Source organism: Pseudomonas chlororaphis subsp. piscium (assembly GCF_003850345.1).
GTDB lineage: Bacteria > Pseudomonadota > Gammaproteobacteria > Pseudomonadales > Pseudomonadaceae > Aquipseudomonas > Aquipseudomonas piscium.
Map to the genome: position 1 here is coordinate 6,690,540 of NZ_CP027707.1, position 14,097 is coordinate 6,704,636.

Sequence of the window (14,097 nt, forward strand, 5' to 3'; positions counted from 1 at the left end):
AATTATTCTTTTTAACCTTGTGTTCAGCGACCGGTTGCCAGGCAACTAAAAACAGGCGGTAGTCTGGCAAGTTCCAAGGCGGGCTTTCAACAAAAGACCCAGCCTTTATGGCCGCCCCGGGCGAAGTACCGCGAGGTACTTCGCTCAGAGCCTAGCACTTAGCCCTGTAACGCACTCAAGGTCAGGTCCAGGCACTTGCGGGCCTTGCTCACCAGCTCATCGATCTCTTCCTTGGTGATCACCAGGGGCGGAGCAATGATCATGGTGTCGCCCACGGCGCGCATGATCAGGCCGTTGTCGAAGCAGAACTGCCGGCAGATCATGCCGACGCCTTTTCCGACATACCGCGCACGGGTGGCCTTGTCCTGAACCAGCTCGATGGCGCCCAACAGGCCGACTCCGCGAACTTCACCCACCAGCGGATGATCGTTCAGCTCCCGCAGACGTTTCTGCAAATAGGGTGCCGTTTCTGCCTTGACCCGCTCGATAATTTTTTCGTCGCGCAGGATGCGGATGTTTTCCAGGGCCACGGCGGCGGCCACCGGATGCCCGGAATAAGTGAAACCGTGGTTGAAATCGCCGCCCTCGTTGAGCACCGCCACCACTTCGTCGCGCACCACCAGGCCACCCATGGGGATATAACCTGAGGTCAGGCCCTTGGCGATGGTCATCATGTCCGGCTTGAGGTCGTAGAAATCGCTACCGAACCACTCACCGGTACGCCCGAAACCACAGATCACCTCGTCGGCGACGAACAGGATGTCGTACTTGGCGAGGATCTCCTTGATTCGCGGCCAGTAGCTTTCTGGCGGCACGATCACGCCGCCCGCGCCCTGGATCGGCTCGGCAATGAAGGCACCGACGTTATCGACGCCGACTTCGAGAATCTTCTCCTCCAGCTGGTTGGCCGCCCAGATCCCGAACTCGTCCGGGGTCATGTCGCCGCCTTCACCGAACCAATAAGGCTGTGGAATGTGCACGATGCCCGGGATCGGCAAATCACCCTGTTCGTGCATATAGGTCATGCCGCCCAGGCTCGCGCCGGCCACGGTGGAGCCGTGGTAGCCGTTAACCCGGCTGATGATGGTTTTCTTCTTCGGCTGGCCCTTGATCGCCCAGTAGTGGCGAACCATGCGCAGCATGGTGTCGTTGCCTTCGGAGCCGGAACCGGTGAAGAACACATGATTCATGCCCTGCGGGGCAACATCGGAGATGGCCTTGGCCAGTTCCAGCGCCGGCGGGTGGGCGGTCTGAAAGAACAGGTTGTAGTACGGCAGCTCGCGCATCTGCTTGCTGGCGGCGTCGGCCAGTTCTTCGCGGCCGTAACCGATGGCCACGCACCACAGCCCGGCCATGCCGTCGAGGATCTTGTTGCCCTCGCTGTCCCAGAGGTAAACGCCCTCGGCATTGGTGATGATCCGCGGCCCCTTCTCCTTCAACTGCTTGAAGTCGCTGAAGGGTGCCAGGTGGTGCTCGCTGCTGAGGGTTTGCCACTCACGGGTTTGCGGGTTGTTGCTGGTCATTGGAACTCTCCTAGTTTTCCGGTGAGGGCGCCGCCAGTGACGGCGGCGCCCCGCGCATCAGACGGCGAAGAGCAGGAATTCCCGCTCCCACGAACTGATGACGCGCTTGAAGTTTTCATGCTCGGCCCGCTTGACCGCGACGTAGCCAGTGATGAATTTCTTGCCCAGGTACTTCTCGATGGTCTTGCTGTTTTCCATGCGCTCCAGAGCGTCCTCGATGGTCAACGGCAGGCGCAGGTTACGGCGCTCGTAGCCACGGCCGACCACCGGCGCGCTCGGGTTGTGGCCTTCGACCATGCCGATGAAACCGCACAGCAGGCTGGCGGCGATGGCCAGGTAAGGGTTGGCGTCGGCGCCCGGCAGGCGGTTTTCCACGCGGCGGTTCTGTGGCCCGGCATCCGGTACGCGCAGGCCCACGGTGCGGTTCTCTTCGCCCCACTCCACGTTCACCGGTGCCGAGGTGTCCGGCAGGAAGCGGCGGAACGAGTTGACGTTGGGCGCGAACAACGGCAGCAGCTCGGGGATGAACTTCTGCAGGCCGCCGATGTGGTTGAGGAACAGCTGGCTCATGGTCCCGTCGTCATTGGAGAAGACGTTCTTGCCGGTCTCGATGTCGATGATGCTCTGGTGCAGGTGCATGGCGCTGCCCGGCTCGCCGGTCATCGGCTTGGCCATGAAGGTGGCGGCCACCTCATGCTTGAGCGCGGCTTCACGCATGGTGCGCTTGAACACCAGGATCTGGTCGGCCAGGGACAGGGCGTCGCCGTGACGGAAGTTGATTTCCATCTGCGCCGTGCCGTCTTCGTGGATCAGCGTGTCGAGATCCAGCTCCTGCAGTTCGCACCAGTCGTAGACGTCCTCGAACAGCGGGTCGAATTCGTTGGCCGCTTCGATGGAGAACGACTGGCGACCGGTTTCCGGGCGACCGGAACGGCCGACCGGTGGCTGCAACGGGTAGTCCGGGTCGTCGCTGCGCTTGGTCAGGTAGAACTCCATCTCCGGCGCCACGATCGGCTGCCAGCCGTGGTCGGCGTAGAGTTTCAGGACCTTCTTGAGCACGTTGCGCGGCGACAGCTCGATCGGGTTGCCCTGCTTGTCGTAGGTGTCGTGGATCACCTGGGCGGTCGGCTCGATGGCCCAGGGCACGAGGAATACCGCGTTCTGGTCCGGGCGGCAGACCATGTCGATGTCGGCCGGGTCCAGCAGTTCGTAATAGATGTCGTCTTCGACATAGTCGCCGGTCACCGTCTGCAACAGCACGCTCTCGGGCAGGCGCATGCCTTTTTCGGCGATGAACTTGTTGGTTGGCGAGATCTTGCCCCGGGTGATCCCGGTCAGGTCGCCAATCATGCATTCGACTTCTGTGATCTTGTGGTCTTTCAACCAATCGGTGAGCTGGTCGAGGTTGTTACTCATAAATGCCTCTAGGCGTGAGTTTCCTGGCTCTTATAAGCCAGGTTTTTGTGACGCATTGGCGTCGCGTTGCATTACCCGCTTGCGACAGGCATCGCCAAATGCCTGGAAGATGGCGAGGTAGTGAGGGTTAGAGCTTACCTGCCATTCAGGGTGCCATTGCACCCCCAAAGCAAAAGCCTTGCCTCCCTCGATCGGCGCCCCCTCGACGGAGAAGGCTTCGATCAACCCGTCGGGTGCCAGGGCCTCTATCCTAAGGCCCGGCGCCAGACGTTCAACGCCTTGGCCATGAATCGAATTGACTTCAATCTGCGCCGGCAGGCCGAGGCCGGCCAGCACCCCGCCCGGCTGCACATGCAGCGCATGGGCGGGTCCATATTGCACTTCCACCGGCTGGCTATCGTCCTCGCGGTGGTCCATGAACGGGCCGGCTTCGTGGACCCGCTGATGCAGGCTGCCGCCGAAGGCCACATTCATTTCCTGGAAGCCGCGGCAGATCCCCAGTACCGGAACCCCGGCCGCCACCGCGGCGCGGATCAGCGGCAGGGTGCTGGCATCACGGGCAGGATCATGCGCGGTTCCCGGCGCGCTGGCGGGACCTCTATAGTGAAAAGGCTCGATATTGGAGGGTGAACCGGTAAAGAGGATGCCATCCAGACCGTCCAGAATATCGGACGGGCTCAGAATATCGGCCAGGGACGGGAGGATCATGGGCACGCCCTTGGCTGCTACTGCCACTGCACGGACGTACTTGTCGCCACTGATGTGATAAGCATGCAGACCGATCTGCCTGGAGCAGGCGGTGACGCCGATTAACGGCAGGCGAGACATGAAACACCCCGGTATTATTGCTGTTATGGGTTTAAATCGAGCTTAGCCTTGTTCATTTTTTTACACAACACCCCCGTAAAAAATACAACACGGCCCGCTCAAGGCTGCGGCAGCCAAGCCCTCCGAAGCCAAAAAAGCGCCCCAAAAATGCCCCACAGGCGCTTTTTTAGGGCAAAAAAGGCCTCGCTTGACTTCGGCATGCCGTTCGGGTTGACTGAAACCTGAAAAGATCAATGATTGATATTTTTAACAACAAAGGTGTTGCATCATGTCGGTACCCCCGCGTGCCGTTCAGCTTAACGAAGCGAACGCGTTCCTTAAGGAACATCCTGAGGTTCTGTACGTTGACCTTCTGATTGCGGATATGAATGGTGTGGTGCGCGGCAAGCGCATCGAACGCACCAGCCTCCACAAGGTTTACGAGAAAGGCATCAACCTGCCGGCCTCTTTATTTGCCCTGGATATCAATGGCTCGACGGTGGAAAGCACCGGCCTGGGCCTGGACATCGGCGACGCCGATCGAATCTGCTATCCAATCCCCGATACCCTGTGCAATGAACCCTGGCAGAAGCGCCCTACCGCGCAGCTGCTGATGACCATGCACGAACTCGAAGGCGACCCTTTCTTCGCCGACCCGCGCGAAGTGCTGCGCCAAGTCGTTGCCAAGTTCGACGAACTGGGCCTGACCATCTGCGCGGCTTTCGAGCTGGAGTTCTACCTGATCGACCAGGAGAACGTGAATGGCCGGCCACAGCCGCCACGCTCGCCGATCTCAGGCAAGCGCCCGCATTCGACCCAGGTCTACCTGATCGACGACCTCGACGAATACGTCGACTGCCTGCAGGACATTCTCGAAGGCGCAAAAGAACAAGGCATCCCGGCCGACGCCATCGTCAAGGAAAGTGCTCCGGCGCAGTTCGAAGTGAACCTGCACCACGTCGCCGACCCGATCAAGGCCTGCGACTATGCGGTACTGCTCAAACGTCTGATCAAGAACATCGCCTACGACCATGAGATGGACACCACCTTCATGGCCAAGCCTTACCCAGGCCAGGCGGGTAACGGTCTGCACGTCCACATTTCGGTCCTGGACAAGGACGGCAAGAATATTTTTGCCAGCGAGGATCCCGAGCAGAACGCCGCACTGCGTCACGCGATCGGCGGTGTGCTCGAGACCCTACCGGCGCAGATGGCTTTCCTCTGCCCGAACGTCAACTCCTACCGTCGTTTCGGCGCGCAGTTCTACGTACCGAACTCGCCGAGCTGGGGCCTGGACAACCGCACCGTTGCCCTGCGCGTACCGACCGGCTCCGCCGATGCGGTCCGCCTGGAGCACCGTGTGGCCGGCGCCGACGCCAACCCGTACCTGCTGATGGCTTCGGTCCTGGCGGGCGTGCACCACGGTCTGGTCAACAAGGTCGAACCGGGCGCGCCAACCGAAGGCAACTCCTACGAGCAGAACGAGCAAAGCCTGCCGAACAACCTGCGCGACGCATTGCGTGAGCTGGACGACAGCGAAGTCATGGCCAAGTACATCGACCCGAAATACATCGATATCTTCGTGGCCTGTAAGGAAAGCGAGCTGGAGGAGTTCGAGCACTCGATCTCCGACCTCGAGTACAACTGGTACCTGCACACCGTGTAAGCGGCTGCAGCAAAAAAACGCCACCGGCCGCAAAGCCTGTGGCGTTTTTTTATGGCCGCCTTGCGGCGGATCGCGGGCAAGCCTCGCTCCTACAGAATGGTGTCGCAGTAGAAATGGCGTACATCCCCCCTGTAGGAGCGAGGCTTGCCCGCGAAGGCGTCCTGGCAGACAACACCCGACACGCCTCGTACAATGCCCGCTGCCCCGCAGGAGACTCCAATGACACGCGTAGCCACCCCCCGCAAACCCCGCGCACGCAGCCAGGCCCGGATCGACTCGATACTCGATGCCGCCCGCACCCTGCTTGCCGCCGAGGGCGTGGCCAGCCTGTCGATCTACAGCGTGGCCGAACGCGCGGAGATCCCGCCCTCCTCGGTCTATCACTTCTTCGCCAGCGTTCCCGCCCTGCTCGAAGCCCTGACCGCCGACGTCCACGCCGCGTTCCGCGCCTGCCTGCAAGAGCCTATCGACCACGCAGCCCTGAGCAGCTGGCACGACCTGTCGCGCCTGGTCGAACAGCGTATGCTCGCCATCTACAGCGCCGACGCCGCGGCCCGCCAGTTGATCCTGGCCCAGCATGGCCTCACCGAGGTCACCCAGGCCGACCGCCAGCACGACATCGAACTGGGCGACCTGATGCACAAGCTGTTCGACCAGCACTTCCAGCTGCCGGCGCTGCCCGCGGATGTGGATGTGTTCGCCCTGGCCATGGAACTGGGCGACCGCGTCTACGCGCGCTCGGTCCAGCAGCACGGGCAGATCACCGAGCGCATGGCCGAGGAAGGCATGCGGGTGTTCGATGCCTACCTGGGGCTGTACCTGCCGCCCTACCTGCCCAAGCGCCCTGCCCTGTAGCTGCTGCCGAGCCTGCGAGGCTGCGCCCGGCCGCAACGCGGCCGTGAAACCAGGCCAGGCATTCCCTCAGATAAACCACCGATACCGGGTTTGCGAAGGCTTCGTCGGAATGCCGCCCACCTCGATCGCAGCCTCGCGGGCTCGGCAGCGGCTACAGCAATCATCGCCCACAAAAAAGCCCCGAAGGGCTCACGCCGTCCGGGGCCGGTTGTCGCGCATCGATCACAACTTGGCGATCGACACCTCGGTGGACTTCACGAACGCGATCACTTCGCTGCCGATCGCCAGTTCCAGCTCCCGCACCGAACGGGTGGTAATCACCGAGGTGACGATGCCGGATGCGGTCTGCACATCGATTTCCGAGAGCACGTCGCCTTCGACGATTTCCTTGATGGTGCCTTTGAACTGGTTGCGAACGTTGATGGCCTTGATAGTCATGATGTTGATTCCTGTCGTGGTAGAGGGTGTGAGGTTATTTACTGAGCCCAGCGCAGTTGCGTGGGCAAGGGTGAAACGGGTTCCGGCTCGGGTGGCGACCCGGGCAGCGACAACACGCGGTTGAGTACTTCGGCTTCCAGTGCCGCCAGTCGATGGGAGCCACGCACCCGTGGGCGCGGCAGCTCCACCAGCAGATCGAGACCGACCTCGCCTTCTTCGATCAGGATCACCCGGTCGGCCACCGCCACTGCTTCGCTGACATCGTGGGTCACCAGCAGGACGGTGAAGCCATGCTGCTGCCACAGGCGCTCGATCAGTTGCTGCATCTCGATCCGGGTCAGGGCATCCAGCGCGCCCAGGGGCTCGTCCAGCAGCAACAGGCGTGGCTGATGAATCAGCGCCCGAGCCAGGGCCACGCGCTGCTTCTGGCCGCCGGACAAGGCGGCCGGCCACTCATTGGCGCGATCGGCCAGGCCCACCGCCTCCAGAGCTTCCAGGGCCTGGGGGCGCCAGTCGCCCTTGAGGCCCAGGCCGACGTTGTCGATGACTTTCTTCCAGGGCAGCAGGCGCGCCTCCTGGAACATCAAGCGGGTGTCTTCGATGGCCTGGCTCAGCGGCGCGGCACCGGCCAGCAGTTCGCCGCCGGTGGGTTTGTCGAGGCCGGCCAGCAAGCGCAGCAAGGTGCTCTTGCCGCAACCGCTACGGCCAACCACCGCGACGAATTGCCCGGCCGGAATATGCAGGTCGATCTCGCGCAGCACCTGGCGCGAACCGAAGGTCTTTTGCAGCTTGCGCACCACCAGCGGAATACCGCGCAGCAGGCGTGGAGGTTGTTGAGCCGTCATTGCGCACCACCCTTGGCCACTTGATAGGCCGGATGCCAACGCAGCCAGGCACGTTCCAGACCGCGCGCGGCGAGGTCCGCCAGTTTGCCGAGCACGGCGTACATGACGATGGCCAGCACCACCACGTCGGTCTGCAGGAATTCCCGGGCGTTCATCGCCAGATAACCGATGCCGGAGCTGGCGGAGATGGTTTCCGCGACGATCAGCGTCAACCACATGAAGCCCAGGGCAAAACGCACGCCCACCAGGATCGAAGGCAAGGCGCCCGGCAGGATCACCTGGCGGAACAGGCTAAAGCCGGACAGGCCATAACTGCGCGCCATTTCCACCAGCGCCGGGTCGACGTTGCGGATGCCGTGGTAGGTGTTCAGGTAGATCGGGAACAGGGTGCCCAGGGCCACCAGGAAAATCTTCGCCGACTCATCGATGCCGAACCACAGGATCACCAGGGGAATCAGCGCCAGGTGCGGCACGTTGCGGATCATCTGCACCGAGCTGTCGAGCAGGCGTTCACCCCACTTCGACAGGCCGGTGATGAACCCCAGGGCCAGGCCGATGCCGCCGCCGATCAGGAAGCCGATCGCCGCGCGCCAGCCGCTGATAGCCAGGTGGGTCCAGATTTCGCCACTACGCACCAGGCCGACCCCGGCTTCGATCACCGCGCTGGGTGCCGGCAGGATTCGCGTCGACAGCCAGCCGGCCGAGACCGACAACTGCCACACCGCCAGTAACAGCAGCGGCAGGGCCCAGGGCGCAAGGCGATGGAACAAGCTTTGTCTGTTCATGGCCACGCCTCAGCTCTGGGACGCAGCTTTGGGGATGATGTCGTTGGCGACCATTTCGCCGAACGGGCTGACGTACCCGGCGCCCTTGGGCAACTCGGGACGCTCGATATCCAGGTGCGGGAACAGCAGCTCGGCCACCCGGTACGACTCTTCCAGGTGGGGATAACCGGAGAAGATAAAGGTATCGATACCCAGGTCCGCGTACTCCTTCATCCGCGCCGCCACGGTCGGGCCATCGCCGACCAGCGCGGTGCCCGCACCACCCCGCACCAGGCCGACACCGGCCCAGAGGTTGGGGCTGACTTCCAGCTTGTCGCGGCGCCCGCCGTGCAGGGCCGCCATGCGTTGCTGGCCGACCGAATCGAAGCGCGCCAGGGACGCCTGGGCGCGGGCGATGGTGTCGTCGTCCAGATGGGAGATCAGGCGCTCGGCCGCTTGCCAGGCCTCGGCGTTGGTTTCACGCACGATCACGTGCAGGCGGATGCCGAAGCGCACGCTGCGCCCCTGCCTGGCGGCCTTGGCCCGGACCTGTTCGATCTTCTCGGCCACCGCGGCCGGTGGTTCGCCCCAGGTCAGGACCATGTCCACCTGCTCGGCGGCCAGGTCCTGCGCGGCTTCCGAAGAGCCGCCGAAATACAGCGGCGGACGCGGTTGCTGGATCGGCGGATAGAGCAGCTTGGCGCCCTTCACGCTGATGTGCTGGCCATCGTAGTCGACGGTTTCGCCTTCCAGCACCCGACGCCAGATGCGGGTGAATTCCACCGACGCCTGGTAGCGCTCTTCATGACTGAGGAACAGGCCGTCGCCGGCCAGTTCGTCCGGATCGCCGCCGGTCACCAGGTTGAACAGCGCCCGGCCGCCGGACAGGCGATCCAGGGTTGCCGCCTGGCGTGCCGCCACCGTCGGGGAAATGATCCCGGGGCGCAGGGCGACCAGGAACTTCAGGCGCTGGGTCACCGGGATCAGCGAGGCCGCCACCAGCCAGGAGTCCTCGCAGGAACGCCCGGTGGGGATCAGCACGCCGCCGAAACCGAGGCGGTCGGCCGCCTGGGCGATCTGCTGCAGATAGCCGTGGTCGACGGCGCGAGCGCCTTCGGCGGTGCCAAGGTAATGGCCGTCGCCATGGGTAGGCAGGAACCAGAAAATATTGAGGCTCATGGAGTTGTCTCCTAAGGGATCGAGTTACGGCGCTTTGGCAACGGCGGCTGGAGGCGTCCAGATCACGTCTTTGATGCTCAGGGGTTTGGGAATCAACTTGAGCTGGTGAAAGCTGTCGGCGATTTTCTGCTGGGCCGCCACCACGTCCGGGGTCAGGAAGTGCGCGCCATAGCCCTGGCGTTTCACCGAGGTCAAGGTGATGTCCGCCGGCAGGCCGAGCAGTGGCGCCACCTGTTGGGTCACCTCGTCCGGGTTGGCCTTGGACCACTCGCCCACCGCGCGCACTTCTTCCACCAGGGTCTTGATCACCTCGGGGTGTTGTTGCGCGTAGGGTTTGGTCGCCAGATAGAACTGGTGGTTGTCGACGATGCCGCTGCCGTCACGCAGGGTGCGGGCTTGCAGCTGCTGTTCGGCCGCCGCCTGATAGGGGTCCCAGATCACCCAGGCATCGACGCTGCCACGCTCGAAGGCGGCGCGGGCATCGGCGGGCGGCAGGAATACGGTCTGGATGTCGCTGTACTTGAGGCCGGCGTCTTCGAGGGCGCGGACCAGCAGGTAGTGCACGTTGGAGCCCTTGTTGAGGACCACCTTCTTGCCCTTGAGCTCTGCTACCGACTTGATCGGCGAATCCTTGGGCACCAGGATCGCTTCGCTGGTCGGCGCCGGTGGCTCGTAGGCCACGTACAGCAGGTCGGCACCGGCGGCCTGGGCGAATACCGGCGGGGTCTCACCAGTGACGCCGAAGTCGATGGAACCGACGTTCAGCCCTTCCAGCAGTTGCGGGCCGCCGGGGAATTCGGTCCATTGCACCTGCACGCCCTGCTCCGCCAGGCGCTTCTCCAGCGAGCCCTTGGCCTTGAGCAGCACCAGGGTGCCGTATTTCTGATAGCCGATACGCAGGGTCTCGGCCGCTTGGGCTTGAACGATGGCGCCGAAGGACACAGCCGCAGCAAACAGAGCGACCAGACCACGACGCAAAATCACAGGGCGCATGGCGCTCTCCTTTTTGCTGTTGGGTTTTGGCTGCACCTGCTAGGCCGTTGGCGGCGAAGTAAGGCCAGTACTTCAGATTCGGATGGGGCTCAAATGCTCCAGCGAGCACTCAACAAACGGTCATTCAACAGATTCGGGTCCAGCGGCTTGGGACGCCGCGCCATGGCGCTGTGGAACTGTTCCAGGGCTTCGCGCAGACGCTGTTCCAGGGCTGGCACCAGCTGCGCCTGGGCACTGCCTTCGCCGTAGGCGATCTGGCTGTCCTCGGCGAAGATGCCCTGGAGCATCTCCTGGGCCTTGAGGGCCGACAGCACCGGCTTGAGCGCGTAGTCCACCGCCAGCATGTGGGCGATGCTGCCGCCCGTGGCCATCGGCAGCACCACCTTGTGGTTCAGGGCGCGTTCCGGCAGCAGGTCGAGCAGGGTTTTCAGCGCACCGGAAAACGATGCCTTGTAGACCGGGGTGGCGATCAGCAAGCCGTCGGCCTGTTCGATCTGTTGCAACAGGTCGATCACCATCGGGCTGTCGAAGCGCGCGTGGAGCAGATCCTCGGCCGGGAAATCCCGGACCTGATAGTCGACCACTTCCACACCTTGTTGCTGCAACCAGCGTTTGGCGTGTTCCAGCAGCACCCCGGAGCGGGAGCGTTGGCTGGGACTGCCACCGAGTGAGACGACCAGCATGCAGAGGTTTCCTTTAGCGGTAATGGGCGATTCGCGGTTTGCGATCTCGCTGAGCTGAGCAGACCTTAACAGTCTATTTATATATCCATAAATCTTATTTTTTCATTTGTTTATTCTTTAAATGAATATAAGAAAAGCCATTCTCCAGGCAAAAAAATAGGCCGTCGAAACGGCCTTAAAACCCCTGCTTTGTGGAAGCGGTACATGACCCGCAGGCGGCGGCAATGCCGGTTCGCGCCTGCGGGCCCATGGTGTCAGCGATTCGGTTGCGGAGTCAGGCGCAGGTAGGGTTTGACCGCGCGATAACCTTTGGGGAAGCGTTTCTTGATTTCCTCCTCATCCTTGAGCGACGGCACGATCACCACTTCATCACCGTCCTGCCAGTTGGCCGGGGTGGCCACCTTGTAGTTGTCGGTGAGCTGCAGCGAGTCGATCACCCGCAGGATCTCGTGGAAATTGCGCCCGGTACTGGCCGGATAAGTGATGGTCAGGCGCACCTTCTTGTTCGGGTCGATGACGAACAGCGAACGCACGGTCAGGGTGTCGTTGGCATTCGGGTGGATCAGGTCGTACAGGTCCGAGACCTTGCGGTCGGCGTCAGCCAGGATCGGGAAATTGACGAGGGTGTTCTGGGTTTCGTTGATGTCCTCGATCCACTTGTGGTGCGAGTCCACCGGGTCCACCGACAGGGCAATGGCTTTCACGCCGCGCTGGGCGAACTGGTCCTTGAGCTTGGCGGTGAACCCCAGCTCGGTGGTGCACACCGGGGTGAAGTCCGCTGGGTGGGAAAACAGCACGCCCCAACTGTCGCCGAGCCACTCGTGGAAACGAATCTTGCCGGCACTGGAATCCTGTTCGAAGTCGGGGGCGATATCGCCAAGTCTGAGACTCATGTTGCTGCTCCTGTGAGTGCGTTATGAGCCCTACTGTGCCTGCGCCTGGGAATATTTAAAAAGAATAAATATTGATTTATTTAGATCATAAATGAATATTAAAAATCTCTTCACTGGATTCGCGCACGCCCAGGGCACACCATCCTCGACAAGGTTCGAGAAGGCCTTGAGTAGCTGTAAAGAGGGGTTTCAGGGAGGACCTGCGGGGGTGGGTCCGACCTGGATGACAACACCTCGCCCGGCATTGCGCCGGGCGAGGTTTTAACGTCGGATTACAACAGCGGGATCGAGTAGCTGACGATCAGGCGGTTTTCGTCCTGCGAGCGCTGGCCCGGAATGTCGTTACGCCACATGGCGTTTTTCCAGGTCAGGCCCAGGTTCTTCAGCGGACCTTCCGGAATCACGTAGGCCACGGTCAGGTCGCGTTCCCACTCGCTGGCGTTGGTCGCCGAAACGGTACGCTGAGGGAGAACGGAACCCTCTTTGCCGGAAGTGTCGATATTATCGCCACGCAGATAGATCACACCGGCGGTCAGGCCAGGCACGCCTACCTTGGCGAAATCGTAGGAGTAGCGAGCTTGCCAGGTACGTTCGCCAGCACGGGCGAACTTGGCGATCTGCATGTCGGTAGTCAGGTAAGCCGACGAACCGTCACCCTGGTTCAGCCAAGGGAAGTCGCTGTCACCGTTACTCACCTGGTAGCCGCCACCGAAGGTATGGCCGGCAACCGAGTACAGGAACAGGCCGCTGATCAGGTTGTTATCAACCTTGCCCTTGGTGATGCCAGTGCCGTAGTCACCGGTGGTGTAGTAGGCCGAGTCGTGGCCGTTGGCACCGTCGTCACGGCTGTTGAAGTAGCGCAGGTCAGACTTCAATACGCCCGGGCCGATAGCCCAGTTGTGCAGCAGGCCAACGAAGTGCTGCTTGTAGAAGTCTTTCAGGTTGCCGTAGTAGTACTGAGCGGTCAGATCTTTAGTGATCTTGTAGTCACCACCACCGTAGATGAACTTGTTGCTGTCACGACCAGCAGCGGTGTGTGCGTTGGCGCCAGCAATCGACAGTTCTTCGTTGTTGCTGGAGTTACGACCCTTGGCATGCTCGATCTGACCACCAACCAGTGTCAGGTCCTTGATGTCGTTCGAGGTGATCTGACCGCCCTGGAAGGTTTGCGGCAGCATACGACCATCGTTGGTCACGATAACCGGCAGTTTTGGTTGCAGGGTGCCGAGCTTCAGTTCGGTCTGAGAGATCTTGGCTTTGGCAGTCAGGCCCAGGCTGGAGTAGTTATCGACCGCTTTGCCGTTGGACTCGCTTGGGAAGACGGTGCCGCCATAAGAGGTAGCAGTGGCGCCGTTGGTGCCGCCGCCCGAATCCAGCTTGATGCCCAGCAGGCCGATGGCGTCGAGACCGAAACCGACGGTGCCTTCGGTGTAGCCGGAAGTGAAGTTGAGCTGGAAGCCTTGGCCCCACTCTTCCTGCTTGCTCTGTGCGCCGGACGCCTTGGTATCGGCATCGCGGTTATCAGTATTGATATAGAAGTTACGCAGACCCAGAGTGGCCTTGCTGTCTTCGATGAAACCGGCGGCGCCTGCCTGCTGCGCCAGAACCCCAACGGCCACAGCCAGGGCCAAGGTGGACTTGTTCATGTTTCGCTCCTCTCGTTTCTAATTCTTGTGTACTCAGGCCCAGGGTCTGCTGCCCCGGGTCCATCGGTGGGCGATTAGCGCCAGACCGTGACCCATAAGTCAATCGTAACCAACTGTGTCTACGACCAAGGTCTAATCGCGATGATTGGGTCCTTGCAGGGTAATGAATTTCTCATAAACCCAAAAAGAATTATTTCATTCTTTTTCATACCGTTCAGGAATATAAACAGGTACGTCCGTTTGAGCCGTGGCCCAAGGTATCGGCGTCCCGCTTGATTCCTGAATGGTATTTCCCCACTGATCTTTAGATCGATCAGTTAAAACATAAGCCAGATACGTCAACCAGTATCGAAAAGGCGACGCAATAATGGCTGGGCGCTGATGATCCC

13 protein-coding genes are annotated in these 14,097 nt (G+C 61.6%); 2 read left to right on the forward strand and 11 right to left on the reverse strand.

The genetic code is table 11. The features are described from left to right. Positions 1–158 precede the first annotated feature (158 nt). Genes C4K38_RS30490 through C4K38_RS30500 form a run of 3 tightly spaced genes read right to left on the reverse strand, consistent with a single transcriptional unit; the run spans position 159 to position 3,767 of the window. On the reverse strand, positions 159–1,523 hold the full coding sequence (locus C4K38_RS30490; RefSeq protein WP_053281326.1) for an aspartate aminotransferase family protein: 1,365 nt from the start codon (positions 1,521–1,523) through the stop codon (positions 159–161). 57 nt (positions 1,524–1,580) lie between these two features. Next, the gene (locus C4K38_RS30495; protein WP_009051378.1) at positions 1,581–2,939 is read right to left on the reverse strand and encodes a glutamine synthetase family protein; all 1,359 of its coding nucleotides are present in this window, start codon (positions 2,937–2,939) and stop codon (positions 1,581–1,583) included. A 30-nt stretch (positions 2,940–2,969) separates the two neighbouring features. After that, positions 2,970–3,767, reverse strand: coding sequence for a gamma-glutamyl-gamma-aminobutyrate hydrolase family protein (locus C4K38_RS30500; protein ID WP_053281327.1), 798 nt, complete (start codon positions 3,765–3,767; stop codon positions 2,970–2,972). A 268-nt stretch (positions 3,768–4,035) separates the two neighbouring features. On the opposite strand from C4K38_RS30500, the gene C4K38_RS30505 reads away from it, so the two are divergent. Together C4K38_RS30505 and C4K38_RS30510 are read left to right on the forward strand one after the other, a co-directional pair. Then, entirely contained in the window at positions 4,036–5,412 is a 1,377-nt protein-coding gene (locus C4K38_RS30505; protein ID WP_053281328.1) for a glutamine synthetase family protein, read from the forward strand. Positions 5,413–5,631: 219 nt separating this feature from the next. Then, positions 5,632–6,267: a TetR/AcrR family transcriptional regulator gene (locus tag C4K38_RS30510; protein ID WP_053281329.1), complete on the forward strand. Its 636-nt coding sequence runs from the start codon at positions 5,632–5,634 to the stop codon at positions 6,265–6,267. A gap of 222 nt (positions 6,268–6,489) precedes the next feature. Here the strand turns inward: C4K38_RS30510 and C4K38_RS30515 are convergent, their stop codons facing one another. The 8 genes from C4K38_RS30515 to C4K38_RS30550 form a co-directional block, all read right to left on the reverse strand. Then, complete coding sequence (locus tag C4K38_RS30515; protein WP_007928303.1) at positions 6,490–6,705, reverse strand: TOBE domain-containing protein; 216 nt, start codon at positions 6,703–6,705, stop codon at positions 6,490–6,492. A gap of 38 nt (positions 6,706–6,743) precedes the next feature. After that, positions 6,744–7,550 carry an aliphatic sulfonates ABC transporter ATP-binding protein gene (gene ssuB, locus C4K38_RS30520; protein WP_053281330.1) on the reverse strand — a complete coding sequence of 269 codons (807 nt, stop codon included), beginning with the start codon at positions 7,548–7,550 and terminating at the stop codon, positions 6,744–6,746. After that, the gene (gene ssuC / locus C4K38_RS30525; RefSeq protein ID WP_053281331.1) at positions 7,547–8,335 is read right to left on the reverse strand and encodes an aliphatic sulfonate ABC transporter permease SsuC; all 789 of its coding nucleotides are present in this window, start codon (positions 8,333–8,335) and stop codon (positions 7,547–7,549) included. Before ssuC ends, ssuB begins: the two co-directional genes overlap by 4 nt. 9 nt (positions 8,336–8,344) lie before the next feature. Continuing rightward, on the reverse strand, positions 8,345–9,493 hold the full coding sequence (gene ssuD / locus C4K38_RS30530) for an FMNH2-dependent alkanesulfonate monooxygenase (RefSeq protein WP_053281332.1): 1,149 nt from the start codon (positions 9,491–9,493) through the stop codon (positions 8,345–8,347). Between the two features lie 24 nt (positions 9,494–9,517). Next, entirely contained in the window at positions 9,518–10,486 is a 969-nt protein-coding gene (locus C4K38_RS30535; protein ID WP_053281333.1) for a sulfonate ABC transporter substrate-binding protein, read from the reverse strand. Between the two features lie 89 nt (positions 10,487–10,575). After that, a complete protein-coding gene (gene ssuE, locus C4K38_RS30540) occupies positions 10,576–11,169 on the reverse strand; it encodes an NADPH-dependent FMN reductase (protein WP_053281334.1) in 594 nt (197 codons plus the stop codon). Between the two features lie 254 nt (positions 11,170–11,423). Continuing rightward, positions 11,424–12,062: a peroxiredoxin gene (locus tag C4K38_RS30545; RefSeq protein WP_009046096.1), complete on the reverse strand. Its 639-nt coding sequence runs from the start codon at positions 12,060–12,062 to the stop codon at positions 11,424–11,426. Between the two features lie 272 nt (positions 12,063–12,334). Further along, positions 12,335–13,708, reverse strand: coding sequence for an OprD family porin (locus C4K38_RS30550; protein ID WP_053281340.1), 1,374 nt, complete (start codon positions 13,706–13,708; stop codon positions 12,335–12,337). Positions 13,709–14,097 lie beyond the last annotated feature (389 nt).

What these genes read in the sequence shown, in the direction of transcription:
- C4K38_RS30490 (WP_053281326.1), bottom strand. Translation starts at nt 1,523, where the DNA reads ATGACCAGCAACAACCCGCAAACCCGTGAGTGGCAAACCCTCAGCAGC.
- C4K38_RS30495 (WP_009051378.1), bottom strand. Translation starts at nt 2,939, where the DNA reads ATGAGTAACAACCTCGACCAGCTCACCGATTGGTTGAAAGACCACAAG.
- C4K38_RS30500 (WP_053281327.1), bottom strand. Translation starts at nt 3,767, where the DNA reads ATGTCTCGCCTGCCGTTAATCGGCGTCACCGCCTGCTCCAGGCAGATC.
- C4K38_RS30505 (WP_053281328.1), top strand. Translation starts at nt 4,036, where the DNA reads ATGTCGGTACCCCCGCGTGCCGTTCAGCTTAACGAAGCGAACGCGTTC.
- C4K38_RS30510 (WP_053281329.1), top strand. Translation starts at nt 5,632, where the DNA reads ATGACACGCGTAGCCACCCCCCGCAAACCCCGCGCACGCAGCCAGGCC.
- C4K38_RS30515 (WP_007928303.1), bottom strand. Translation starts at nt 6,705, where the DNA reads ATGACTATCAAGGCCATCAACGTTCGCAACCAGTTCAAAGGCACCATC.
- ssuB (WP_053281330.1), bottom strand. Translation starts at nt 7,550, where the DNA reads ATGACGGCTCAACAACCTCCACGCCTGCTGCGCGGTATTCCGCTGGTG.
- ssuC (WP_053281331.1), bottom strand. Translation starts at nt 8,335, where the DNA reads ATGAACAGACAAAGCTTGTTCCATCGCCTTGCGCCCTGGGCCCTGCCG.
- ssuD (WP_053281332.1), bottom strand. Translation starts at nt 9,493, where the DNA reads ATGAGCCTCAATATTTTCTGGTTCCTGCCTACCCATGGCGACGGCCAT.
- C4K38_RS30535 (WP_053281333.1), bottom strand. Translation starts at nt 10,486, where the DNA reads ATGCGCCCTGTGATTTTGCGTCGTGGTCTGGTCGCTCTGTTTGCTGCG.
- ssuE (WP_053281334.1), bottom strand. Translation starts at nt 11,169, where the DNA reads ATGCTGGTCGTCTCACTCGGTGGCAGTCCCAGCCAACGCTCCCGCTCC.
- C4K38_RS30545 (WP_009046096.1), bottom strand. Translation starts at nt 12,062, where the DNA reads ATGAGTCTCAGACTTGGCGATATCGCCCCCGACTTCGAACAGGATTCC.
- C4K38_RS30550 (WP_053281340.1), bottom strand. Translation starts at nt 13,708, where the DNA reads ATGAACAAGTCCACCTTGGCCCTGGCTGTGGCCGTTGGGGTTCTGGCG.